The 23,785-nt window shown below is 61.5% G+C and carries 19 protein-coding genes and 1 pseudogene; 15 read left to right on the top strand and 5 right to left on the bottom strand.

Going from position 1 to position 23,785, the window contains the following annotated elements:
* Positions 1-48 precede the first annotated feature (48 nt).
* The 4 genes from cobJ to cobG are packed head-to-tail and all read right to left on the bottom strand — an operon-like array spanning position 49 to position 4,397.
* Positions 49-1,749 carry a precorrin-3B C(17)-methyltransferase gene (cobJ, locus tag AK821_RS05545; RefSeq protein ID WP_064388741.1) on the bottom strand — a complete coding sequence of 567 codons (1,701 nt, stop codon included), beginning with the start codon at positions 1,747-1,749 and terminating at the stop codon, positions 49-51.
* On the bottom strand, positions 1,749-2,483 hold the full coding sequence (locus AK821_RS05540) for a precorrin-2 C(20)-methyltransferase (RefSeq protein ID WP_401166521.1): 735 nt from the start codon (positions 2,481-2,483) through the stop codon (positions 1,749-1,751). Before AK821_RS05540 ends, cobJ begins: the two co-directional genes overlap by 1 nt.
* Positions 2,480-3,106 carry a precorrin-8X methylmutase gene (locus tag AK821_RS05535; protein WP_064388739.1) on the bottom strand — a complete coding sequence of 209 codons (627 nt, stop codon included), beginning with the start codon at positions 3,104-3,106 and terminating at the stop codon, positions 2,480-2,482. Before AK821_RS05535 ends, AK821_RS05540 begins: the two co-directional genes overlap by 4 nt.
* Complete coding sequence (gene cobG / locus AK821_RS05530) at positions 3,099-4,397, bottom strand: precorrin-3B synthase (protein ID WP_064388737.1); 1,299 nt, start codon at positions 4,395-4,397, stop codon at positions 3,099-3,101. Before cobG ends, AK821_RS05535 begins: the two co-directional genes overlap by 8 nt.
* Before the next feature lie 132 nt (positions 4,398-4,529).
* On the opposite strand from cobG, the gene AK821_RS05525 reads away from it, so the two are divergent.
* The 9 genes and pseudogenes from AK821_RS05525 to AK821_RS05485 all read left to right on the top strand — a co-directional run bounded on the left by AK821_RS05525 (position 4,530) and on the right by AK821_RS05485 (position 13,216).
* A complete protein-coding gene (locus tag AK821_RS05525; protein ID WP_064388735.1) occupies positions 4,530-5,741 on the top strand; it encodes a bifunctional cobalt-precorrin-7 (C(5))-methyltransferase/cobalt-precorrin-6B (C(15))-methyltransferase in 1,212 nt (403 codons plus the stop codon).
* Complete coding sequence (locus tag AK821_RS05520) at positions 5,734-6,831, top strand: cobalt-precorrin-5B (C(1))-methyltransferase (RefSeq protein ID WP_064388732.1); 1,098 nt, start codon at positions 5,734-5,736, stop codon at positions 6,829-6,831. The genes AK821_RS05525 and AK821_RS05520 overlap by 8 nt, the downstream gene beginning before the upstream one ends.
* Positions 6,828-7,556 (top strand): cobalt-precorrin-6A reductase, encoded by a 729-nt coding sequence (locus tag AK821_RS05515; RefSeq protein ID WP_064388730.1) that lies wholly within the window; start codon positions 6,828-6,830, stop codon positions 7,554-7,556. Before AK821_RS05520 ends, AK821_RS05515 begins: the two co-directional genes overlap by 4 nt.
* A gap of 210 nt (positions 7,557-7,766) precedes the next feature.
* The gene (locus AK821_RS05510) at positions 7,767-8,078 is read left to right on the top strand and encodes a hypothetical protein (RefSeq protein WP_064388729.1); all 312 of its coding nucleotides are present in this window, start codon (positions 7,767-7,769) and stop codon (positions 8,076-8,078) included.
* A gap of 47 nt (positions 8,079-8,125) precedes the next feature.
* Positions 8,126-8,524 carry a DUF2946 domain-containing protein gene (locus tag AK821_RS05505; protein ID WP_064388727.1) on the top strand — a complete coding sequence of 133 codons (399 nt, stop codon included), beginning with the start codon at positions 8,126-8,128 and terminating at the stop codon, positions 8,522-8,524.
* A 48-nt stretch (positions 8,525-8,572) separates the two neighbouring features.
* The gene (locus AK821_RS05500; RefSeq protein WP_064388724.1) at positions 8,573-9,052 is read left to right on the top strand and encodes a copper chaperone PCu(A)C; all 480 of its coding nucleotides are present in this window, start codon (positions 8,573-8,575) and stop codon (positions 9,050-9,052) included.
* Between the two features lie 21 nt (positions 9,053-9,073).
* Positions 9,074-9,544 carry a DUF2946 domain-containing protein gene (locus tag AK821_RS05495; protein ID WP_064388722.1) on the top strand — a complete coding sequence of 157 codons (471 nt, stop codon included), beginning with the start codon at positions 9,074-9,076 and terminating at the stop codon, positions 9,542-9,544.
* A gap of 84 nt (positions 9,545-9,628) precedes the next feature.
* Positions 9,629-11,748, top strand: a pseudogene (locus AK821_RS05490) (TonB-dependent copper receptor).
* 100 nt (positions 11,749-11,848) lie between these two features.
* Positions 11,849-13,216, top strand: a complete 1,368-nt coding sequence (locus AK821_RS05485; protein WP_064388720.1) for a PepSY-associated TM helix domain-containing protein — start codon at positions 11,849-11,851, stop codon at positions 13,214-13,216.
* 82 nt (positions 13,217-13,298) lie between these two features.
* Here AK821_RS05485 and AK821_RS05480 read toward each other — a convergent pair whose 3' ends face one another.
* Positions 13,299-16,637 (bottom strand): hypothetical protein, encoded by a 3,339-nt coding sequence (locus AK821_RS05480; RefSeq protein ID WP_064388718.1) that lies wholly within the window; start codon positions 16,635-16,637, stop codon positions 13,299-13,301.
* A gap of 305 nt (positions 16,638-16,942) precedes the next feature.
* Between AK821_RS05480 and urtA the strand changes: the two genes are divergently transcribed.
* From urtA to AK821_RS05450, 6 genes are all read left to right on the top strand, one after another.
* Positions 16,943-18,208 (top strand): urea ABC transporter substrate-binding protein, encoded by a 1,266-nt coding sequence (gene urtA, locus AK821_RS05475; protein ID WP_064388716.1) that lies wholly within the window; start codon positions 16,943-16,945, stop codon positions 18,206-18,208.
* Positions 18,209-18,581: 373 nt separating this feature from the next.
* Positions 18,582-20,084: an urea ABC transporter permease subunit UrtB gene (urtB, locus tag AK821_RS05470; RefSeq protein ID WP_064388714.1), complete on the top strand. Its 1,503-nt coding sequence runs from the start codon at positions 18,582-18,584 to the stop codon at positions 20,082-20,084.
* Positions 20,084-21,163 (top strand): urea ABC transporter permease subunit UrtC, encoded by a 1,080-nt coding sequence (urtC, locus tag AK821_RS05465; protein ID WP_064388712.1) that lies wholly within the window; start codon positions 20,084-20,086, stop codon positions 21,161-21,163. Before urtB ends, urtC begins: the two co-directional genes overlap by 1 nt.
* Positions 21,160-22,029, top strand: a complete 870-nt coding sequence (gene urtD / locus AK821_RS05460) for an urea ABC transporter ATP-binding protein UrtD (RefSeq protein WP_007918913.1) — start codon at positions 21,160-21,162, stop codon at positions 22,027-22,029. The genes urtC and urtD overlap by 4 nt, the downstream gene beginning before the upstream one ends.
* A gap of 135 nt (positions 22,030-22,164) precedes the next feature.
* The gene (gene urtE / locus AK821_RS05455) at positions 22,165-22,863 is read left to right on the top strand and encodes an urea ABC transporter ATP-binding subunit UrtE (RefSeq protein WP_064388710.1); all 699 of its coding nucleotides are present in this window, start codon (positions 22,165-22,167) and stop codon (positions 22,861-22,863) included.
* Between the two features lie 43 nt (positions 22,864-22,906).
* Positions 22,907-23,746: an urease accessory protein UreD gene (locus AK821_RS05450; RefSeq protein WP_064388708.1), complete on the top strand. Its 840-nt coding sequence runs from the start codon at positions 22,907-22,909 to the stop codon at positions 23,744-23,746.
* The last annotated feature ends 39 nt before the right edge of the window (positions 23,747-23,785 follow it).

Raw genomic sequence — 23,785 nt, 5'->3', positions numbered from 1 at the left:
CTCACGGGACGCGGGCGTGGCGAGGGAGCCAACTCCCTCGCCAACTGCTCAGGACAGCGGTTTTTCGCCGTACCAGCGCGGTGTGTACACCCACTCGCCACCTTCAGCCTTGGGGAAGGTACAAGTGGTCGAGGAGCCAATCAGCACCATGGTGCGCATGTCCACCTGGTCCGGGGTCAATTGCCCAAGCGTCGTAACCCGCAGGGTTTGCCCCGGCCGACCGATGTCGCGTCCTAGCACTACCGGTGTTGCGGCGACACGATGTCGCGCGACAATTTCCAGGGCGCGCCCCAGTTGCCATGGACGCGCTCGCGAAATCGGATTGTAGAAGGCCAGCGCCAGATCGGCCTCGGCGGCGAGGTCCAGGCGCTTTTCGATGATCGACCACGGCTTGAGGTTGTCCGACAGCGACATCACGCAGAAGTCATGCCCCAGCGGTGCACCCGCCTGCGCCGCCGTCGCGAGCGAGGCCGAGACACCCGGGAGGATTTCCAGATCGACGCGGTGCCACGCCGGGTCGTCCGACTCGTGCAGAGCCTCAAGCACTGCAGCGGCCATGGCGAACACGCCGGGATCACCCGAAGACACCACGATCACTGAACGGCCCTCGGCCGCCAGCCGGAAGGCATGTCGCGCGCGCTGCATCTCTTCGCGGTTGTCGGTGCAGTGTTGCACCTGATCGTCGCGGAACGGGCCAGCCATACGCACATAGGTTTCGTAGCCGAGCACATCGGTGGCTCGCGCCAGTTCGGCTTTTACCGCTGGCACCATCAATTCGGCAGCGCCCGGGCCGAGGCCGATGACGGCCAGACGACCGCGCGGGTGGCCGATGCTCGAAACATCCAAGGGCTGTTCGCCAATCACCATCGCCAGGTGGTTGGCGTTGACGACCCGGACCTGAGGCAGCGCAGTCTGCGCCAGCGCAACAACGTCAGCTGGCGCCGCGACAAAGCGCAGCGGCACACCGAGCTCAAGCGCCGCTTCACGCAAATGCGCCGAAGCCATTTCGCTGTCGGCCGCCACCAGGCACGCCAACGATTGCACGGCGACTTTGGCCTGTTGCAACGCCGTACGAACGGCGTTTGGCAGATCCGCCACCTCGGCAACTACCGCTACCGCAACACTGCGCGGATAGATCAGCAACTCATCAGCACTCGCTGCACGCTCGGCACTGCCGACATGGATCGAGCGCTGCGCCTGCGGATCTTCCGCCAACTGCGCCTGATCCAGCCACGGCGCCGCGCCTTCAATGCGCACGCTATGCCCGGCCAGCAGATCCGAGACAAAGCGCTTGCCCAGTTCCAGATCGCCCAGCGCGTAACCTTCGGGAGGATTGAGCAGGCAGGTGCCAAAGCGCAGTTCACCACTGGTGGTAATCGCCGCCGCCACATTCAGCCCGGCAGCGATCCTGCGGGCCATGGTGTTCACGCCACCGAGGCCACCGAGCAGCGGCACCACCGCGCTGCCGTCTTCAGCAACTGCGAGTACCGCAGGTTCGGCGCCCTTCTCCAGCAGCAACGGCGCCAGGGTTCGAATGATAATGCCTGCCGCGCACAGGGCGATGATCGGCGTGTCCTGTTGATACAACTCACGCAGGGTTGCGCCGAACTCTTGATACGTGCGGTCGGCACCTTCAACGCGCCCGGCGAGGCCATGGATCAGCGCCGTCGGATACAGCTGTCGAATATTGCGCGCAGTGGCCAGCGCGCCCTGTCCGAGAATGACAATGGCCGGTGTCGATTGAGTCATCAACCTTGCCACCGTTCGCCCGGGACGATAATCAGCGAGAAGTACGGCGAAGACATCGGCTCGACCTGATCCAGCGGCACAATCTTCTGATTGGCCATCGTCGCGCGCTCGACATACAGCGCGCGTTCAGCGAGGCCAAGTTCTTCCAGTACCGCACGGACCTTGGGAAAGTTGCGTCCAAGCTTCATGATCACCGCCGCGTCGGCATCGGCCAGACGCCGCTTCAGATCGTCATGCGGCAACACACCGGAGAGCACTGACAGGCTCTGATTGCGATACACCAGCGGCGCACCGAGCACCGATGCACCACCGAGCATCGAGCACACGCCCGGCACCACTTGCGCTTCGTAACGCGTGGCGAGGCGGTCATGCAAATACATGTAGGAGCCGTAGAAGAACGGATCGCCCTCGCAGATCACCGCGACATCGCGCCCGGCGTCCAGATGGGTCGCGACGTCTTCGGCCGCGTCGTCGTAGAAGTCACTGATCACCTGCTCGTAGGACAGCGGTGCCGGCAGCACTTCGGTGGTCACCGGGTACACCAGCGGCAGCAGATTCTGCGCATCCTGCAAGTGCGCCTCGATGATGCCGAAGGCGTTACCCTTCTTGCCCTTGGCGACGAAGTACGCCACCACCGGCGATTCGCGCAGCAGGCGCAGGGCCTTCACGGTAATCAGCTCTGGATCACCAGGGCCGACACCAAGACCGATCAAACGTCCTTTTACCTGCATCATTCGATCTCCGTGGCGAGAGCATTCACTGCAGCGGCGGCCATGGCACTACCGCCAAGACGGCCTTGCATGATCACAAACGGCACGCCACGACTGTCCGCCGCCAGCGCCGCTTTCGACTCCGCAGCACCGACAAAGCCCACCGGAAAACCGAGGATCAGCGCTGGTTTCGGTGCGCCGGCATCGAGCATTTCCAGCAGATAGAACAGCGCGGTCGGCGCGTTGCCGATCACCACCACGCTGCCTTCCAGGTGTGGACGCCACAGTTCCAGCGCCGCCGCCGAGCGGGTATTGCCCAACTCCCGCGCCAGTTCCGGCACGCTGTCGTCGCGCAGGGTGCAGATCACCTCGTTGTTGGCCGGCAGACGCGCACGCGTCACGCCCTCGGAGACCATCCGCGCATCACAGAGAATCGGCGCACCGGCGGCCAGCGCATCGCGCCCGGCCTTGCCCGCGCCTGCGGAAAACTGCAGACCGTCGACCGCCTCGACCATGCCGCAGGCGTGGATTACCCGCACCGCGAGTTTTTCCAGGTCGGCCGGGATGCGCGCCAGATTGGCCTCGCTGCGAATGATCGCGAAGGAATTGCGATAGATCTCCTGACCGTCGCGAATGTAATCAAGCATCAAGGGGGCTCCGTGAGCGGGCGTCGAGCAGGGTCGCGGCCACTTCAATAGTAAGGTTGCGTGCGTGCAGCGCGCCGAAACCCGGCAGCGTGGCATCGCGAAAATAGAGGTCGTAATGACCGGGACTGACGGCCAGCAACGTCACCGGGGCACAGTGCGCGGCGGCGCACGAGCGCGGGCAGCCGCTGAGGTGGACGTTGAGGGTCGAGGGCAGCAAGGTCGCCAGATGGCGGGCGTCCTGCTTGGTGTCGGCCAGGCCTTTGCCACAGCCATTGGAGCCGGTGCAGGCGATCAGGCGTGCAAGGGGTTCGGCAGCGCGGGTCAACAGGTTCAGTTGCTCAAGACCTTCCAGCACCTTAGCCGCATCGCTTGCTTTGACGTCCGGCACCAGCAGGCTTTGCCAGGGAGTGAAACGCAGGCTGCCATTGCCGAACCGGCGGGCCAGTTGCGCGGCCCCGCGCAGCATTGCCGGATCTAGACGGCCCAGCGCCGGCACTGCACCGATGTACAGCCGGCCCGGTGTATTTTGCCGATGAACGCCGATGTGCAGATCGTCCGCCACGGCTGTGCGCTGCCAGTGGCTGAGCGCCTTGATCGGCAAACGCCTGCCCAGTTGTTCGATAAATGCCGACAGCGGCAACTCGTCGAGCAAATGGCGCATGCGCGTCTGTTCGGGACGTGCCGACTCAAGAAACAATTCCAGCACCGCAACCACCAGCGCATGTCCGTGTTCCGGCGACACCGCGCCCAGTGCCCGATCCGTCGGGCATCCGGCCAGACCGAACGCCAGCAAGGTTTCACCGTCACCCTCGAACGCCGACAACCACAGGTCGTGGGGATGTTCGAGCATCGCCAGCGCTTCACCGCCATCCAGTTGCACGGCGAACTTGGCGCTCAACTCATGAAAGCGTGGATGGCTTTGCAAGGTGTCGAGGATCTGCCCGGCGAGGCCGCGCGTGTCGATCTGCATCTGCCGATCAATCCCGGCAGCGGGGCTGAGCATCAGGTTGCGTACATCGTCACCGGCCGCCGTGCGCGGGCCGAGGCCGGCAGCGAGCAAACGCTCGATCAGCGCTGCAGATTGCTCACCGATCCCGCGAATCTGCAGATTGGCCCGGTTGGTCGCTTCAATGGCCCCGCCAGCAAACTGTTCGGCGGCATCAGCCACCGCCTCGGCCTGATCGGCGCTGATCGAACCGCCATTGAGCTTGATCCGGCAGATGCCGCCGTCCAGTGCCTGGACGATACGCAGCAACCCCGGGCAGGCCGAGGGGCGTAAAGCGGTGGACATCGGGCGTTCGTTCAAGGGGCTGACCGGCTGCGTGGGAAAGGCGCTTCGCGGGCGAAGGCGCGGTATTATGCCTGCTTTGTCCGCTGGCATGAAAAGTCTGCCCGTCGGAACGGCGTGTTTAGAGGAATATAGATGTCACCCTGGCTGACGGTAGTGGGAATCGGTGAAGACGGCTTCAAGGGCCTGGGCAAAAACGCCCGGCGTGCCCTGCTGGGCGCCTCGCGGATCGTCGGTGGTCAGCGCCAACTGGATTTGCTGCCGGTGTGTATTTGCGGTGAACGGCAATTGTGGCCGAGCCCGTTTTCCCTCGCGCCCGTGCTCGAACAGCGGGGCGAAGCGGTCTGCGTATTGGCCAGTGGTGACCCGATGTTCTACGGCGTCGGTGCCAGCCTCGCCCGTCAGGTCCCGAGCGACGAGATGCTGATCCTGCCGGCGCCGTCGTCCTGTTCGCTGGCCGCTGCCCGCCTCGGCTGGCCGTTGCAGGAGGTGGTGACGCTATCGTTGGTAGCCCGACCACTGGCCGCGCTCAATGCGCAGTTGTTCAGCGGTGTACGCCTTTTGCTGTTGAGCAACGACGGCCAGAGTCCGGCCGCTGTTGCGCAATTGCTCCGTGAGCGCGGATTTGGCTCGAGTCGCATGAGCGTGCTTGAGCATCTTGGCGGTGACGCCGAACGGCGCATCGACAGCACCGCCAATGCCTGGAATGCGACGTCGGTGGCCGACCTCAATGTCATCGCTATCGAATGTCTGGCCGACGTCGACGCCCCGCGCCTGTCACGTTTGGCCGGACTGCCGGATTCGGCCTTCCAGCACGACGGCCAGTTGACCAAACGCGATGTGCGCGCCATCACCCTCGCCCGCCTCGCCCCGACCCCCGGCGAACTGCTCTGGGATGTCGGCGCCGGCAGCGGCTCGATCGGCGTCGAGTGGATGCGCGCGCACCCGAGCCGCCGCGCCTTGGCCATCGAGGCCGACGAAGGTCGCCAGCAACTGATCGAACACAACCGCGATGCGCTGGGTGTACCCGGTCTGCAATTGATTCGCGGCAAGGCTCCGCAGGCTCCCGCCGGACTGGAGCGCCCGGATGCGATTTTTATCGGTGGCGGCGTCACCCGTGAGGGCGTGATCGAAACCTGCTGGGAACAGCTCAAACCCGGTGGCCGACTGGTCGCCAACGCGGTAACCCTGCAAAGCGAAGTGGCCCTGATGAACTGGCGCGAACGTTACGGCGGCGAGCTGACGCGCATCCATGTCGCCCAGGCGCAGCCGCTCGGCGAGTTCGATACCTGGCGCCAAGCGTTGCCAATCACTCTGCTCGATCTGGTCAAACCCCTCGATGCGTGACGAAACCGCCGAACAACCTGCGCCCCTGCGCAGCGGCCTGACCACCGGCAGCTGCGCCACCGCCACCAGCCTCGCCGCTGCGCGCCTGTTGCTCGGCGGGATTTCAGCCGATGCGGTGCAGATCGTGTTACCCAAAGGCAAGCAGGTGCAGATGCGCCTGGAATTCTGTCGTTTAACCGATGACGGCGCCGAGGCCGGGACGATCAAGGATGCCGGTGACGATCCCGACGTCACCCACGGTGCCCTGCTCTACTCGAGGGTGCGACTACTAAGCGAGCCGGGGATTCGCTTCAATGCTGGGGCCGGCGTAGGCACCGTGGCTCGGCCGGGCTTGGTCCTGGGTGTCGGGGAACCGGCGATCAACCCGGTGCCACGCAAAATGATCAGCGATCACCTGACGCTGCTCGCCGCCGAGACCGGTTACGGCGGCGGCTTCGACGTCACGGTCAACGTCGAGGGCGGCGAAGCACTGGCGCTGAAAACCATGAACCCACGGCTGGGCATTCTCGGTGGATTATCGATCCTCGGCACCAGCGGCCTCGTCCGGCCGTTTTCCTGTGCGGCTTACATCGCTTCGATTCATCAAGGCATCGACGTGGCGAAAACCAACGGTTATCTGCACATCGCCGCGTGCACCGGCAACGCCAGCGAAGACACCATGCGCCGGGTCTACGATCTGCCGGAAATCGCCCTGATCGAAATGGGCGATTTTGTCGGTGCAGTGCTCAAGCATCTGCGCAAAGTGCCTGTGGATAAACTCAGCCTGTGCGGCGGCTTCGGCAAGATCAGCAAACTGGCCGCCGGGCACATGGATCTGCACTCGCGGCATTCGAGTATCGACTTGCCGCAACTGGCGGAGTGGGCCGCTGCGATTGGCGCCGATGAGGCGTTGCAGCAAAGCATTCGCGAGGCCAATACCAGTCAGCAGGCGTTGGCGATGGCCAGTGCGGCGGGGATCGCCCTCGGTGATGAGGTGTGTCGTCACGCCCTGAAGTTTGCTCGCAGCGTGGTGCCCGCGCAGGTGCAGGTCGAGGTGTTTGCGATCGATCGTCAGGGCGGGATTGTCGGGCATGCCGGAGGTTTTGCATGAAGCGGATTTTGCTGCTCGGCGGCGTCACGGAAGCGCTGGCGATTGCTCGCACGCTGGGGCCGCAACATGTCTACAGCCTCGCCGGCGTTGGCCGGGTGCCAACTGATCTGACTTGTCAGGTGCGCGTTGGTGGCTACGGGGGCGCTGAAGGTCTGGCGCAATTCATTCGTGACGAAGGCATCGATCTGCTGCTCGACGCCACGCATCCCTATGCCGCACAGATCAGCCAGAACGCCGCGACCGCCGCGCGACTGGCCGACATCCCCTGCTGGGCTTTGCGCCGTCCGGCATGGCAACCGCAGCCCGGTGATGACTGGCGCGACGTCAGCGCCTGGGCCGCGTTGATCGCTGCCCTCAAGCCGTTTCGCCGACCGCTGTTCACCCTCGGCCGCGACCCGCTGCAACACCTCGATGAAATCCCCGCCGACCAGTTCTGGACCCTGCGCGCCCTCGACGTCTACCCGGGCAATGAACGCTGCGAAGTGATCGGTGCGCGGGGGCCGTTTCTGCTTGAGGATGAGCGCGCACTGTTCGAGCGGCGGCAGATCGATGTGCTGATCAGCAAGAACAGTGGCAGCGCCGCGACCGAGCCGAAGCTGGAAGTGGCGCGTGAGCGTGGGGTGCCGGTGCTGGTGTTGAAGCGGCCGGGGTTGCCGGGGGTTGATCGGGAGTTTGCCTCGGTCGACGAAATTCTCGCTGCCCTCGCGACCTTTAACCGTATCTGAAAATAAGCACAGATATCACGGCCGCCTGCGCCGGCAAGTCGAATCGTCGCACCGCCGCTCCCACAATGTCACGGGCTCGGCCGGATATCTGACGTTAATCCTACAAACGCGCCGGACACTGCCCACAACAACTTAACGAATCACTGACTATCGGCAGCCAGCGTCCACCTCTACGCTCAACGTCTTTGATTCCGAGGGCTTACACATCCAATGTCAGAAAAATTCTCCCGTTTCGACGTCAAGGATTACCTAAAAACACCTGTCGATCTTAGCGAATACATCAAGGGCTGTGAGATCGAAGACTCAGGCGATGGGCAGCTCAACCGAGTAGCACTTCGAGACGTCAAGCAGACCATTCGTGCACGAATAGAAAGCGACTCGAATTTCGCCCAGGCAATGCGAATCGAAGCCGCTACACTCATTTATAACGGCGAAATCGAGCTGGGGCGCAGGCTTCTCAAGCTCTTGCAGGAAGCGCTGCGACACCAAACCGCACGACGCTTTTTTACTTATCGGCCCTGATCAGGCTAAATAGCCGCGCCTGATCGCCCACCCAATGGATCTGTCCCATGAACCGACACCGGCTAGCAATTGCCTGGATCGCCTGCTTTGCAGTGCTGTTCAACATGCTCGCCATGCCGATGACCGGGGCGATGGCGCAGGCGGCCAATTCACCGGCCGAACAATTGCTCTGGAGCAGTTTCTGCACCGGCAGCGGGACGAAGATGGTGGCGATCGACATCGGCGCCACCGATCAGAAAGCTCCGCTCGAAGACACGCATTCGAACATGCAGCATTGCTGGTGTTGCTCAGGCTCGGCGCCACTGGTGGCGCTGCCGGGGCATTCGCCGCAGCTGTATTTCGCCCGTTACGAAAGTAATCGCAGCGTGGCGCCCGCCTTGCTGCAAACACCCACGCCGCGCCAGCAATGGCCGAGTCTCAATCCCCGCGCCTCCCCTCTGGTTTGATTTGTTCGCGCAATTGACCTGCGTTTCAAATCGTTCTGGAGAACTGCCATGTTGAACAAACTCATCGTCGTCGCTGCGCTGCTGTTGCCGGCGTGCTTTGCCCATGCTCACGAATACAAGGCCGGTGAGCTGGAAATCGCCCATCCGTGGTCGCAAGAGCTGCCGCCGAATGCACCAACCGTTGCCGCCTACTTCGTTATTCACAACGCCGGCAAAACTGCCGACCGTTTGCTCAGCGTCGACTCGCCCATCGCCCCCGAAGCGCAATTGCACGAACACGTGATGCAGGGCGATCTGATGAAGATGCAGCAAGTGCCAAGCGTGGCCATTCCCGCCGGCGGCAACGTGACATTCGCGCCGATGGCCTGGCACGTGATGCTGCTCAACCCGACCGATCGCAGCCTGCTCAGCGATGGCAAACGCTTCCCGCTGACGCTGCATTTCGAGAAGGCCGGTGACGTCACCGTCGAAGTCTCGGTGCAGAAGAAACCACCGGAAACCACGCAGGCCCACGCGCACGCCCAGTAAGCCTTCCGGCAGACTCCGCCCATGCGCCCGCTGAGCGCCAGGCCCTCCCGGCAACGCCGTCAGACTCAACACCTGACCCGAGGCAGCTGGATCGCCCTGTTCGCCATGTTGATGATCTTCATCGGCCCACTGATTTCTCAGTCGATGCCGATGGATCAACACGCCTCGACATCGATACCGATGCCGATGCCGATGCCGATGCCGATGAGCATGGACATGTCGATGGACATGCCGGGCATGGATCACAGCGGCCACGACGCCAAGCCCTCAGCCGAACACTGCCCGCCACAATCCTCGCACCACGTGCTGTGGGAAAAGTGCGGCTATTGCAGCCTGCTGTTCAATTGCCCGGCACTGACCGGCGGCGGCGATTTCGTCGCCTTCAATATTCCGCCGCTGAACACCTTCAGCCCGCCCTCGCCACGCCTGGGTCATGCCCGACAGACCTTCTTCCCCGGCGCCCGCAGCCGCGCCCCGCCCGTCGCCACGTAAACACGCACCTTTGATTGCACACGGTGGAGAAGACAGCTTCAGGCTGCCGGCCGTGTCGTTTACGACTGTTTGATGGAAATTGTCATGTCCAGGTTTACTGCTGTTCCACGCTTGGGTTCTGCCCCGGCGTCCTTCGCTCTGAACGAATCGCGGGTTCGTTTCAGGCACGCTACCGCCGTCCTTTGCGGCGTCCTGCTGTCACCGCTGGTACTGGCCGATGATCACGCCGGCCACAACGAAGAACTCAGTCCAACGGTGATCACCGCAATTGCGCCGAGCTCGCCACTGACCATCGTCACCAATCCAAAAGATCCGCGCCAACCGGTGCCGGCCAGTGACGGCGGTGATTATTTGAAGACCATTCCGGGCTTTGCGCTGGTTCGCAATGGCGGCACCAACGGCGATCCGGACTGCGCGGCATGTTCGGCTCACGCCTGAACATCCTCACCAATGGCAGCATGATGCTCGGCGCCTGTCCGGGCCGGATGGACGCGCCGACCTCGTACATCTCGCCGGAAACCTACGACAAACTCACCGTGATCAAAGGCCCGCAAACCGTGCTGTGGGGGCCGGGCGCCTCAGCGGGCACGGTGCTGTTTGATCGCGAGCCGGAAAGCTTCGGCGAACTCGGTACCCGCGTGAACGCGAGCATTCTGGCCGGTTCCCACGGCCGCTTCGATAAGGTCGTCGACGCCGCTGCCGGTGGCCCGTTGGGTTACGTGCGCGTGATCGGCAACACCGCGCATTCCGACGATTACCGCGACGGCAACAACGACATCGTCGCCTCACGCTACGACAAGTGGAACGGCGACGTCGCGGTCGGCTGGACGCCGGATGCCGACACCCTGATCGAACTCACCGCCGGTAAGGGCGATGGTGAAGCACGCTACGCCGGGCGCGGCATGGATGGCTCGCAGTTCCTGCGTGAAAGCCTCGGCCTGCGTTTCGAGAAATCCAACATCACCGACGTGCTGGAGAAACTCGAAGCGCAGGTCTACTACAACTACGCCGCCCACGTGATGGACAACTCCCCCCTGCGCCCGCCGCCCGGCCCCGGCATGATGGCGGGCCCAATGGCGCCCAACGTCGACCGCCGCACCCTTGGCGCGAGAACCAAAGCCCCCCGGCGCTGGGCCGATATTCAACTGATCACCGGCCTCGACGCGCAGACCAATGAACACCGCCAACGCAGCGGCATGGGCATCGACACCTACAAGAATCAGCCGTACAGCAAGGACGCCGACTTCCATAACTACGGCGTGTTTGGCGAAATGACCTGGTACGCCGCCGACCGTGATCGCCTGATCACTGGCGCCCGCGCCGACCGCGCTTCGGCCAAGGATTATCGGCAAACCACCGGTTCCGGAATGATGTCCCGCCCCAACCCGACCGCCGACGATAGCCGTGCCGACACCCTGCCCAGCGGTTTCATCCGCTACGAGCATGACCTGGCCGACAGCCCGACCACGCTCTATGCAGGCCTCGGCCATGCACAACGCTTCCCGGATTACTGGGAGCTGTTTTCGCCCAAGTCCGGCCCGGCCGGATCGCTCAATGCGTTCGATTCGATCAAACCGGAAAAGACCACCCAGTTCGATTTTGGCGTGAACTACAAGAGTGCTGAACTCGAAGCCTGGGCCTCGGGTTACATCGGCGTGGTACGCGATTACATCCTCTTCGACTACACGCCCGCAATGATGGGCATGAGCACCTCGCGCGCCGAGAACATCGACGCGCGAATCATGGGCGGTGAACTCGGTGCCGCGTACAGACTCACCGATAACTGGAAAGCCGATGCGACCCTGGCCTACGCCTGGGGCAAGAACAGCAGCGATGGCAAAGCCCTGCCGCAGATGCCGCCGCTGGATGCACGCTTCGGTCTGACCTATACCGAAGACAACTGGAGCGCTGGAGCACTGTGGAGGGTGGTTGCCGCGCAAAACCGCATCGACCAGAACAAGGGCAACGTGGTCGGCAAGGATTACGACAAGAGTTCGGGCTTCGGCGTGTTCTCACTCAACGGTGCCTATCGGATCAACAAACACTGGAAGGTCAGCAGCGGCGTCGACAACCTGTTCGGCAAGGCTTACGCCGAACACCTGAACCTGGCGGGCAACGCCGGATTCGGCTACCCGGCCAACGACCCGCAAGCGCTCAATGAACCGGGGCGCACGCTCTGGACCAAGGTCGACATGAGTTTCTAACAAGAAAAGTCAAAAGATCGCAGCCCGCATGTACCCCTGTAGGAGCTGCCGAAGGCTGCGATCTCTTGATCTGAAAAATTCGCCCAGCGGAGCACACGTGATGAAACAGCCCAAACCGAATTTCTACAACCTGGCCTGGCGTTGGCATTTTTACGCCGGCCTGTTCGTCGCCCCGTTCATGGTGATGCTGGCCCTGACCGGCATCATTTACCTGTTCAAACCGCAACTCGATTCACTGATGTACAGCAGCCTGCTCAACGTCCCCGCCGGCCATCACACCGTCCCGGCCGATGACCTGCTGCAACGAGTGAAAAGCGCTTATCCACAAGGCCAGGTCAGCCAATACCTGCCGCCGGTCAACGCCGAACGCAGCGCACAGTTTGTGGTGAAGAATGCGGGACAGGAACTCAACATCTTCGTCGATCCGTACCACGGCGACATCCTCGGCGAGCAGGATGCCAAGCAGAATCTGCAAGCCATCGCCCGCGCCATCCACGGCGAACTGATGATCGGCACTGTCGGTGACCGTCTCATCGAAATGGCCGCCGGCTGGGGCGTGGTGCTGGTGGTGTCCGGTCTATTCCTGTGGTGGCCGCGCGGTCAGGCCGCAGGCATTTTGTGGCCCCGGCTGAACAGTCGCGGTCGCGTATTGTGGCGGGATCTGCACGCGGTCACCGGGTTCTGGGGCGCGACATTGCTGCTGGTGATGCTGCTCAGCGGCATGACCTGGACCGGTTTCTGGGGCAAGCAATATGCGCAAGTGTGGAACGTGTTCCCGGCGGCGATGTGGGACAACGTGCCAACCTCCGACGTCGAAGCGCGCAGCCTCAACAGTGCCACCCGTCAGACCGTGCCATGGGCGATGGAAAACACGCCGATGCCGATGTCCGGCGACCACGCCGAACACATGAACCACGGCGCCACCAACGCTGGCCCGGCAACACCCGCCATCAGCCTGCAAGACGTGCAGAACATCGCCACCCAACGCAAGGTCGAGCCGGGTTACAGCATCACCCTGCCGACCACCGCCACCGGCGTGTTCACCATTGCCGTGTTCGCCGACGACCCGCGCAACGATGCGACCCTGCACGTCGATCAGTACACCGGCAAGGTCCTCGCCGACGTGCGTTTCGAGCATTACGGTGCAGTAGCGCGGGCCACCGAAATAGGCGTGATGCTCCACGAGGGCAAAATGTTCGGCACCTTCAACCAGATTGTCGTGCTGCTGATCTGCCTGATGATTCTGCTCAGTGCCGTCAGCGGCGTGGTGATCTGGTGGAAGCGCCGGCCACAGGGCAAGTTCGGCGTGCCGCCGCTGCGCCATGATCTGCCGAAGTGGAAAACCGGCGTGGTGATTATGCTCGCGTTGGCGGTGATTTTCCCGCTGGTGGGGGCTTCGCTGCTGGTGGTCTGGCTGCTGGATCGGCTGTTGCTGTCGCAATATTTTGCAGAAAAGACGGCCGCCTGACGCTGCTGGAAGGCGCGTTTTTTGAACGTTCATGTGGCGCGGAAGTTTGCCCCGACCCTGACAGACTTCCGCGCTGATGGTGTTACAGCTCGTCCCGGACCGGTCTATGAGTTGGTGCCGGTGCCTGCTGACGCGACGTTCGCCATTTGGTGCCGACTCGCCCCTCCTGGTTCCAGTAGTACGCGGCTTTCAGCACCCGCAGTTCAGCAATACCGGCCAGTTGTGAGATGAATTCACCCGGCGAAAGTCGCGTCTCCCACTGGCCGTTGACAAGCTCCACGGGGCGGGTCGACAGCAAACGGCGCTCCGCTTCGGAATAGAGGGGAGCGTATTTGATCAACGCGCCGTGCGGGGTCGAGTAATAGTGTGCGTGGATGTCGAATCCTTTGGACTTCAACGCAAATGTATGGGCAAACACCATCTCCGGCGAGGCGTAATTGGCGTAGACCTTTTCCGGGTCGGCGGCCATTGGCGTGTTCCCGGAGAAATACAGCTGGTGACTGGCGATCAATGCATAGCCATCGGGAAATTGCGGCGCTCTGTTTCTGGGGGTCGCTGCCTTCAAGGTGCGGAAGATGCGATCCATCGCTTCCAGAGATTCGCTTTCCGCCAGCGGCTCCAGCGCAACATAAGCGTTGGCTGTGGACTTGGCCAGAATCGCACTTTCATACACCGTTTTCTGTGCATAGGCGCTGCCGGCCCGAGACTGCGCATAACGGGCGGCATCGTCGGCATGGTGATAAATCGGCCCCAAAGGAAGCTCGGGCTGATTGGCCCAGTGTTCTTCAGGTGAGCGGTCTTTCATCCTCGGTTCCCAGTCAGCCCCCACATCGCCAACACGCGACCAGAAGGGGCTCGGGATCAGAACTTCAAGTTTGCCGACATGGGCCAACTGGCGGATGTAGCTCGCCAGCGAGAAGGTTGCCCGGGCAATTTTTTGCCAGAAATACTCAGCCCTCTCAGTAGATCCGAAGCGGTTTGGACGCGACTGGATCTGACCAGACTTGTCCAGCGGTGCGTCCGTATCGAAAGGCGACATCTCATAGCGCAGCAACGCGCCATCTGAACAGGAAAAATAGATCGGCTTATACCCCTGAGGTGAATAGACGGCTGTATGCGCCCGGCTCACGTCCAGTGGTGAAAAAAAATGTCGATAATCTTCGTCTGTCAGGCCTGCGGGTTGATCGGGAGCGCGCAGATACAAGCCGTGAAGCGTGTGACGGTCAGGCAATGAACCCTGTGGAAAAATTTCGTCAATCGTCAGTTTGTCCTCTCTCACCTCTTGCGAGAGGCTCGCCACGTAGTGACCGCTGCGGGCGTTGGTCAGGAGGGCGCCAAAGCGCAACTCGCCGGTTCGCCCGGGTTGTTCATGAACGAAACGCGCAACGCCCAACGCTTGGGTGAACAGCGGACTGCAGGCAGGATTACTGACGGTTGGTGAATCGACAGATGCTTGCCGCATAGGGGCGAATGCCGTGATCGCTCCCGGAGCGCCCCACAGTTTGCTCCCAACGACCACAGCCAATTTTCCACTCTTCACCAGGTCTTTCACCCAGTCTCGTGGCAGCAACCAGCCATCGTGAATTTTCTGTTTGATGAGCGAGGGCCGCATGCCCGTGAGCATATCCATGCCCAATTTCTTGAAAATTCCCGTCAGAAATTTATGCCCGATATTTGCCAGGAAACGGATGATTGCGCCATCAGGACAGAACAGATACTCCTCCAGACGCTGGGTGTCCCACAGGAAAGCGGTGCAAACCACGTCCACCGAAAGCATGTTCCGGTACACCTGTTTATCGACTTCGCCTAGCAGAATGGGCAGCTCACGGGCAACCCTGGAGCGATACCGGCCAACGACAGTACAGCCCACCGGAAACGCTCCCTGACTGACACTGGCGTCTGGAAAGATGAAATCGATTTCGAAGTCTTCCTCCAGGATCGCAATCGGATCGGTGGCCACGAACAAGCCGTCCGGGCGTTTCAGGATCAACCCGCCGTATGCACGCTGGGTGCCGGAAGGAATCTTGCCCCGTGCTGCGATCGCTGCGTCATCGGCGCTCAGAAAAACCGCCCCCAGCGCCAATCGCTGAAGGTTTTTGCCGGGGTACCAGTATCGGTCGACCGTACCTTTACGATCCCAGCACAGACTGGTGCGCAACACACTCAGCTCACCGCTGTTGGCAACGACCCTGACAAAGTCGGTAGTCGACACCTTGCCGGAGGCCAGGTTGCTCTGAATGGCCTCCAGCCCCATCAATGGCACATCGTTATCGAACAGCCGGGTGTCTTTGCGCGGTGTGTATTTAAGAAGGACTCCATCCCTTGGCGCGATGTAGGTCGTGATCGTTGCGCCGGTCTCGACTTGCGGATGTTTTTTTGCGTTGTAGACCGAAACAAAAAGATCCCGCGGTTCAATGAAGTTGTGCCCCAACCAGTTTTTTGAAACGCCTTTGGCGTGTTTGATTCGTGGGCGTGAGTAGAAATACGAATGCACGGCGAAAGACTCGGGGAAGCGATACCCCCCCGCAACGCCAGAAGCAGGGAACAGGCTACTCAGCGCAAAAAGTACATTCCGCTCCTTGTCCACCGGCACCAGTTCCGAGGCAATGTATTGCTGTTTGCCCTTTTGCTTGAGGATGAAACCAAACCAAATTTGATCATCGTCGTGCGACGCGGTATCGCGCAGATAACAATCTTGCGCGGCGTCATCTGCGCTCGCGAATATCGCCCCAAAAGAAGTTCGCTGGGGGCGCGTTCGTTCCCATGAGTGAACGAGGATGAACGATTGCGACGTGATCCGCCCCCTTGGTCGCCAGTTGTTGTTGCTGACCACGACCTCCAGTTCCCCCGCCTGGGCCATCTTGGAAACCAGACGATCCGGCGGGGCTGACGCTGACCCAAGCGGTCCCGGTGACTCGGCAGTACCCAGCTGTTCAAGCAGCGCCGCCGCGCTTTGCGTGTCAGGTTTGAAAACGATCAGGCTGTCATGCGCCCCTGAAAGGTACGCTGTCATTTGCTCATTGAGCAGAAATCGCAGTTGCGGCGCATTGAACATCAGCAAACTGGTGATGGCCTGGGCTCGTTGCCAGCCATGGTTGGCGACAACTTGCACATCGAGCATCGACAGTGCCACATGGGAATAGAAGAAACTGTGCAAGGTGTGCTGCGGCGCAAAGATCGCCTTGCCCTCTGCGTCCTGCGGATACAGCAGACGGTTGTCCAGAGATTCTGCGGTGATTGCCAGTGGCTCGCTCACCACAAAGCGGCCATCGTCGCGCTTGAAAATACAACTGCCGTAGCCGCGATCCCGACGTGTGCCAACGCGCTCGTGGGCGTAGCGAGCCGCGTCATCTGCCGATATAAACGCGCCACTCAAGGCAGGACCGGTAACCGCCCGAACGTGCGGAAAAACTGCTGTCATTGAAATCATCCCTGTTTCAGTTCTAGAGGTACATCGCCCCCCATAGCCTGCCCGTGCCGCGAGCCTCAGTGGCGGTACATAGTTATCGTTTTCGCGATCCCTGCGCTCGCTAGCCCCATACAAGTGCAACGACGTGCCCGCGACCGCTCAGAGTGCCCGACACTGGTGCAGGACGCGTTACGTAGGCCACCCGCCAGCGCTTCAGACCGGGCCTCGCCCGCCTTAGGCACAGCCCTTGCTAAAGCCCCTTCAGTCGTCCGCATCTGCCAACCAAAAAAACTTCAAATGTTCATGGAGATCGCACAATGAAGCGTCGCAGTTTGATCAAGGCTTTCACACTCACGGCATCCATTGCCGCGATGGGCATGACCTGGACTGTCCAGGCCGCCGAGACCATCAAGGTCGGGATTCTGCATTCGTTGTCCGGCACCATGGCGATCTCCGAAACGTCGCTCAAAGACATGGCGCTGATGACCATCGACGAGATCAACGCCAAGGGCGGCGTCAACGGCAAGATGCTTGAGCCGGTGGTGGTCGACCCGGCGTCGAACTGGCCGCTGTTCGCTGAAAAGGGCCGGCAGTTGCTGACTCAGGACAAGGTTGCCGTGGTGTTCGGCTGCTGGACGTCGGTGTCGCGTAAATCGGTGCTGCCGGTGTTCGAAGAGCTCAACGGTCTGCTGTTCTACCCGGTGCAATACGAAGGCGAAGAGATGTCGCCAAACGTTTTCTACACCGGTGCCGCGCCGAACCAGCAAGCGATCCCGGCGGTTGAATATTTGATGAGCGAAGAAGGCGGCAGCGCCAAGCGCTACTTCCTGCTCGGCACCGACTACGTCTACCCGCGCACCACCAACAAGATCCTGCGCTCGTTCCTGCACTCCAAAGGCGTGGCCGACAAGGACATCGAAGAGGTCTACACGCCGTTCGGTCACAGCGACTATCAAACCATCGTCGCCAACATCAAGAAGTTCTCGGCTGGGGGCAAGACTGCGGTCATCTCGACGGTCAACGGCGACTCCAACGTGCCGTTCTACAAAGAGCTGGCCAACCAGGGTTTGAAAGCCACCGACGTACCGGTCGTGGCGTTCTCGGTCGGCGAAGAAGAATTGCGCGGGATCGACACCAAACCGCTGGTGGGCAACCTCGCGGCGTGGAACTACTTCGAATCCGTCGAGAACCCGGTGAACAAGAAATTCGTCGCTGACTGGAAGGCCTACGCGAAGAAACACAACTTGCCGGGCGCCGACAAAGCGGTGACCAACGACCCGATGGAAGCCACTTATGTCGGCATCCACATGTGGGCGCAAGCGGCTGAGAAAGCCAAGTCCACCGATGTCGACAAAGTCCGCGAAGCGCTGGCCGGGCAGACCTTTGCTGCACCGTCGGGCTACACCCTGACCATGGACAAGACCAATCACCACCTGCACAAACCGGTGATGATCGGCGAGATTCAGGCGGACGGTCAGTTCAACGTCGTGTGGCAGACCGAAGGTCCGGTCCGTGCGCAACCGTGGAGCCCGTTCATTCAGGGCAACGACAAGAAGCCCGATTATGCGGTGAAGAGCAACTGAGGCGGATTCAGTTTTTGAGGTGGGCTTTAGATTTCCCCCTCATCGGAACGCCGCCCGCCCAGCCCTCTCCCTCAGGGAGAGGGGAAAGGGAGCCGATCTTCATGTTTTTCAAAGCCTGAGTTCGGCTCGAATTCGCGGGTCGCAGCACATCGTCCAGACACCTCGGCCAGCCCCCTCTCCTTCCGGGAGTGGGGGAAGGGAGCAGATCTCTATGGCTTTCAGATCCTGAGTTCGACGCAGGAATGTCAGGTCGGTGTTGGATGACCTGACAACTCGGTCAGTCCCCTCTCCCTCTGGGAGAGGGTTAGGGTGAGGGGCGGATTCACAGCCGGACACCGCTCCATCGGCCACCGCAAGAAAGGAAACACCACTAATGCCCACTGCCATACACCGCTTTCTCATAGCCATCGCACTATTGCTGCCGATGCTGGCCCACGCCGGCGACGCCGAAGACTTCGTCGCGGCCAATCCTGTGCAGCAAGCCAAACTGCTGGAAACCTGGGCCGCGCAGCCCGACCCGGCACGTATCGAATTGATCAACGCCCTGCAACAAGGCGAACTGACCATCGACGGCCAAGCGAAAACCCTGCGCCTGAACAATCGCCTGCGGGGTCTGATCGACACCGCCATGGCCAGCCACCAATTGCTCGCCGCCGACGCCAAAATCCGTCTGAGCGCCGCGCAGCAATTGCAGAAAAGCGCGAAACCCGCGCAGCTGAAATTCCTCGACCAGCAACTCGTTGGCGAAAAAGATGAAAGCGTTCACGCCGCCCTGAGCCTGGCGCTGGCCAATCTGCAACTGGTCGACACTGACCCGGCGGTGCGCCTCGCCGCGGTGCGACTGCTCGGCGAAACCGGCGATCCACTCGCCCGTACGCGCCTCGAAGGTTTGCTCCAACCCGGCGTCGAAGCCGATGCCAACGTGCGCACCGCCGCCGAAACCAGTCTGGCTCAAGTCAAACGCAAACTGCTGATCGGCGAGATCCTCGGTCAGGCCTTCAGCGGCATGTCCCTCGGTTCGATTCTGCTGTTGGCGGCCCTCGGTCTGGCCATCACCTTCGGCCTGCTCGGGGTGATCAACATGGCCCACGGCGAGATGTTGATGCTCGGCGCCTACTCGACGTATGTGGTGCAGTTGATGTTCCAGCGCTATGCGCCACAAGCGATTGAGTTCTACCCGCTGATCGCGCTGCCGGTGGCGTTCTTTGTCACGGCCGCAATCGGCATGGCGCTGGAGCGCACGGTGATTCGTCACCTCTACGGCCGCCCGCTGGAAACCCTGCTCGCGACGTGGGGCATCAGCCTGATGCTGATTCAGCTGGTGCGTTTGTTGTTCGGCGCGCAGAACGTCGAAGTCGCCAACCCGGCGTGGCTGTCCGGTGGCATTCAAGTGCTGCCCAATCTTGTGCTGCCGTACAACCGCATCGTCATCATCGCCTTCGCCTTGTTTGTGGTGGTGCTGACCTGGCTGCTGCTGAACAAAACTCGCTTGGGCCTCAACGTTCGTGCCGTCACCCAGAACCGCAACATGGCCGCTTGCTGCGGCGTGCCGACCGGTCGTGTGGACATGCTCGCCTTCGGCCTCGGTTCGGGCATCGCCGGCCTCGGCGGTGTGGCGCTCAGCCAGATCGGCAACGTCGGCCCGGACCTCGGTCAGAGCTACATCATCGACTCGTTCCTGGTGGTGGTGCTCGGCGGCGTCGGGCAACTCGCCGGCAGCGTGCTCGCGGCATTCGGCCTGGGCATCGCCAACAAGATTCTCGAACCGCAGATCGGTGCGGTGCTCGGCAAGATCCTGATCCTCGCGCTGATCATTCTGTTTATTCAGAAACGTCCGCAAGGCCTCTTCGCACTGAAAGGACGGGTGATCGACTGATGAACCAGCCTCTGCTTGTTACCGCTACACAAAAGGCCGGGCCGAAAGTCACGATCGCCGTCGGCGCAGTGATCCTCGCCCTGCTGATCGCCCTGCCGCTGCTGTCACTGCTGCCAGCGGACAATGCCCTGTCGGTCTCGGCGTACACACTGACGCTGGTTGGCAAAATCCTCTGCTACGCCATCGTCGCCCTCGCGCTGGATCTGGTCTGGGGTTACGCCGGTCTGCTGTCGCTGGGCCACGGACTGTTCTTCGCCCTCGGCGGTTATGCGATGGGCATGTACCTGATGCGTCAGGCTGCCGGCGATGGTCTACCGGCGTTCATGACCTTCCTGTCGTGGAGCGAATTGCCGTGGTACTGGACCGGCACCAGCAGCTTTGTCTGGGCCATGTGTCTGGTGGTCCTGGCGCCGGGGTTGCTGGCGCTGGTGTTCGGTTTCTTCGCCTTCCGTTCGCGGATCAAAGGCGTGTATTTCTCGATCATGACCCAGGCCCTGACCTTCGCCGGCATGCTCTTGTTTTTCCGCAACGAGACCGGGTTTGGCGGCAATAACGGCTTCACCAATTTCCGTACGATTCTCGGTTTCGGCATCACTGAACCGGGCACCCGCGCGGTGCTGTTTCTGGCCACGGTGTTGTTGCTGGTGGCGAGCCTGTTTATCGGCTGGCGCTTGGCGCAGAGCAAGTTCGGTCGCGTGCTGACCGCGTTGCGTGATGCGGAAAACCGCTTGATGTTCTGCGGCTATGACCCGCGCGGTTTCAAGCTGTTCGTGTGGGTGTTGAGCGCTGTTCTGTGTGGACTGGCCGGTGCGTTGTATGTGCCGCAAGTCGGGATCATCAACCCGAGCGAAATGTCGCCGACCAATTCGATTGAAGCGGCGGTCTGGGTGGCCCTTGGCGGGCGCGGCACACTGATCGGGCCGTTGCTCGGCGCCGGTGTGGTCAACGGCATGAAGAGCTGGTTCACCGTGGCCTTCCCCGAATACTGGCTGTTCTTCCTCGGCGCGTTGTTCATCGTCGTGACGCTTTACTTGCCCAAAGGCGTGATCGGTCTGCTGAAGAAACGAGGTGAACAATGAGAGTCACGGCGAGCGCTGAATTCATGCTGGAACCGGCCTTCTTTCCTGTCGAGCCGAACAAGGACGCCGGCACCAGCCGCGACTCGATCGGCCTCGGCCAACGCGTCGGCCCGGGTCTCGATACCCGTCACGGCACGATCCTCACACTGGAAGACATCAGCGTCAGCTTCGATGGCTTTCGCGCGCTGAACAATCTCAATCTGTACATCGGCGTCGGCGAGTTGCGCTGCATCATCGGCCCTAACGGCGCGGGCAAAACCACGCTGATGGACGTGATCACCGGCAAGACCCGCCCGAGTCACGGCAAGGCGTGGTTCGGCGAAACGCTGGACCTGACGCAGATGAGCGAAGTGCAAATCGCTCAGGCCGGCATCGGTCGCAAGTTCCAGAAACCGACGGTGTTCGAAGCGTTGAGCGTGTTTGAAAACCTCGAACTGGCGCAAAAGACCGACAAGTCGGTGTGGGCCAGTTTGCGCGCGCGGCTGAGTGGCGAGCAGAAGGATCGGATCAGCGAAGTACTCGAAACGATTCGCCTGACCACCTCGGTCAATCGTCAGGCCGGGTTGCTCTCTCACGGTCAGAAGCAGTTTCTCGAGATCGGCATGTTGCTCATGCAGGACCCGCAATTGCTGTTGCTCGATGAACCGGTGGCGGGCATGACCGATGCGGAAACCGAGTTCACCGCTGAACTGTTCAAGAGCCTGGCGGGCAAGCATTCGCTGATGGTAGTGGAGCATGACATGGGGTTTGTTGGCTCGATTGCCGACCATGTGACCGTGTTGCACCAGGGCAGCGTGCTGGCCGAAGGCTCGCTTGAGCAGGTGCAGGAAAACGAGCGCGTGATCGAGGTCTACCTCGGCCGGTGAAGACCTGGATCGTTCCCACGCTCTGCGTGGGAATACCGCCATGGACGCTCTGCGTCCGCCGTCATGTGACGCAGAGCGTCACGGGATGCGTTCCCACGCAGAGCGTGGGAACGATCATCGAGGGAGATTTTGGAAATGCTGCAAGTCGACAAGCTGCACCAGTACTACGGCGGTAGCCACATCCTGCGTGGCCTGTCTTTCGACGTGAAGGTCGGCGAAGTCACCTGCCTGCTCGGCCGTAACGGTGTGGGTAAAACCACTCTGCTCAAATGCCTGATGGGCCTGTTGCCGGCCAAAGAAGGCACGGTGAACTGGGAAGGCAAACCGATCACCACGTTCAAGCCGCATCAGCGGGTTCACGCCGGGATCGCCTATGTGCCGCAGGGCCGCGAGATCTTCGGACGCCTGACCGTGGAAGAGAATCTGTTGATGGGCCTGTCGCGTTTTCCCGGCAGCGAAGCCAAAGAAGTCCCAGGTTTCATTTATGAATTGTTCCCGGTGCTGCTACAAATGAAGCAGCGTCGCGGCGGCGATCTGTCTGGCGGTCAGCAACAGCAGTTGGCGATTGGCCGCGCATTGGCCAGCCGCCCCCGTTTGCTGATCCTTGATGAACCCACCGAAGGCATTCAACCGTCGGTGATCAAGGAGATCGGCGCGGTGATCAAGAAACTCGCGGAACGCGGTGACATGGCGATTCTGCTGGTCGAGCAGTTCTACGATTTCGCCGCGGAACTGGCCGATCAATACCTGGTGATGTCGCGGGGCGAAATCGTGCAACAGGGGCGCGGTGAAAATATGGAGGCCGAGGGTGTACGCGGGCTGGTAACGATCTAGTACAACGAACTAATCTGTAGCTTCCTAACGATAATTACACACCATGAATTCGACTGTTGCACCTGCCCTGTTTACCCCCAGCTGGCACGCCGAGCTGGAACTCGCTTACGCCCGTTTCGGCGATTGCACGCGCCCGGTCATGCGCCGCCACCTCGGCCCGCTGCGGGTGCAAAAGCACCTGTATGCCGAAGGTCCTGAAGTCTGTCAGCACATCATCGTCCACCCACCGGGCGGGATTGCCGGCGGTGATCGACTGGACATCAGCGCCCGCGTCGAGCAAGACGCCTGGGCGCAGATCACCAGCCCCGGAGCGGCCAAGTGGTATCGCGCCGGGGGGCCGGCTTATCAGCAGCTCGACTTGAAAGTGGCGGCAGGGGCGACGCTGGAATGGCTGCCGCAGGAGACCATCGTCTTCAGCGCAGCGCAGGCCGAATTGACGACCTCGATCGAACTTGAAGGCGATGCGCGGCTTTTCTACTGGGACGTCGTGGCGCTGGGTCGCCCGGCCAGTGGCGAACGTTTTGACCGTGGGCATTTTCAGGCGCATTTGGATATTCGCCGTGATGGTCGATTGCTCTGGCATGAACGTCAGCGCATTGTCGGTGACGACGGTTTGCTTGATTCGCCGATCGGGCTGGATGGTCATCCGGTGTTTGCGACGTTGTTGGTCACCGGTGAGATTGATGCCGAGTTGCTTGAGCGTTGCCGCTCGCTGGGGCACGAATTACGCGGGGATCTGACTCAATTGCCGGGGCTTCTGGTGGCTCGTTGTCTGGCCAGTGAGGCACTGCTCGCCCGCGCCTGGCTCATCGATTTATGGCGCTTGCTGCGACCGGTGCTGCTGGGCCGCGAAGCTCAGCCGCCCCGAATCTGGAACACCTGAAATGCATTGCCCTGTAGGAGCTGCCGAAGGCTGCGATCT

This window comes from Pseudomonas sp. RIT-PI-r, from assembly GCF_001297015.1.
Lineage (GTDB): Bacteria > Pseudomonadota > Gammaproteobacteria > Pseudomonadales > Pseudomonadaceae > Aquipseudomonas.
Note: the sequence above shows the minus strand (reverse complement) of the source record. Positions and strands in the feature narration are given on the sequence as shown.

Coding starts and splice junctions, on each gene's coding strand:
- urtB (WP_064388714.1), top strand. CDS start 18,582: ATGCCCACTGCCATACACCGCTTTCTCATAGCCATCGCACTATTGCTG.
- AK821_RS05510 (WP_064388729.1), top strand. CDS start 7,767: ATGTCAGAAAAATTCTCCCGTTTCGACGTCAAGGATTACCTAAAAACA.
- AK821_RS05480 (WP_064388718.1), bottom strand. CDS start 16,637: ATGACAGCAGTTTTTCCGCACGTTCGGGCGGTTACCGGTCCTGCCTTG.
- AK821_RS05450 (WP_064388708.1), top strand. CDS start 22,907: ATGAATTCGACTGTTGCACCTGCCCTGTTTACCCCCAGCTGGCACGCC.
- cobG (WP_064388737.1), bottom strand. CDS start 4,397: ATGTCCACCGCTTTACGCCCCTCGGCCTGCCCGGGGTTGCTGCGTATC.
- urtE (WP_064388710.1), top strand. CDS start 22,165: ATGCTGCAAGTCGACAAGCTGCACCAGTACTACGGCGGTAGCCACATC.
- AK821_RS05540 (WP_401166521.1), bottom strand. CDS start 2,483: ATGATGCAGGTAAAAGGACGTTTGATCGGTCTTGGTGTCGGCCCTGGT.
- urtC (WP_064388712.1), top strand. CDS start 20,084: ATGAACCAGCCTCTGCTTGTTACCGCTACACAAAAGGCCGGGCCGAAA.
- urtD (WP_007918913.1), top strand. CDS start 21,160: ATGAGAGTCACGGCGAGCGCTGAATTCATGCTGGAACCGGCCTTCTTT.
- AK821_RS05495 (WP_064388722.1), top strand. CDS start 9,074: ATGCGCCCGCTGAGCGCCAGGCCCTCCCGGCAACGCCGTCAGACTCAA.
- cobJ (WP_064388741.1), bottom strand. CDS start 1,749: ATGACTCAATCGACACCGGCCATTGTCATTCTCGGACAGGGCGCGCTG.
- AK821_RS05525 (WP_064388735.1), top strand. CDS start 4,530: ATGTCACCCTGGCTGACGGTAGTGGGAATCGGTGAAGACGGCTTCAAG.
- AK821_RS05535 (WP_064388739.1), bottom strand. CDS start 3,106: ATGCTTGATTACATTCGCGACGGTCAGGAGATCTATCGCAATTCCTTC.
- AK821_RS05500 (WP_064388724.1), top strand. CDS start 8,573: ATGTTGAACAAACTCATCGTCGTCGCTGCGCTGCTGTTGCCGGCGTGC.
- urtA (WP_064388716.1), top strand. CDS start 16,943: ATGAAGCGTCGCAGTTTGATCAAGGCTTTCACACTCACGGCATCCATT.
- AK821_RS05485 (WP_064388720.1), top strand. CDS start 11,849: ATGAAACAGCCCAAACCGAATTTCTACAACCTGGCCTGGCGTTGGCAT.
- AK821_RS05520 (WP_064388732.1), top strand. CDS start 5,734: ATGCGTGACGAAACCGCCGAACAACCTGCGCCCCTGCGCAGCGGCCTG.
- AK821_RS05505 (WP_064388727.1), top strand. CDS start 8,126: ATGAACCGACACCGGCTAGCAATTGCCTGGATCGCCTGCTTTGCAGTG.
- AK821_RS05515 (WP_064388730.1), top strand. CDS start 6,828: ATGAAGCGGATTTTGCTGCTCGGCGGCGTCACGGAAGCGCTGGCGATT.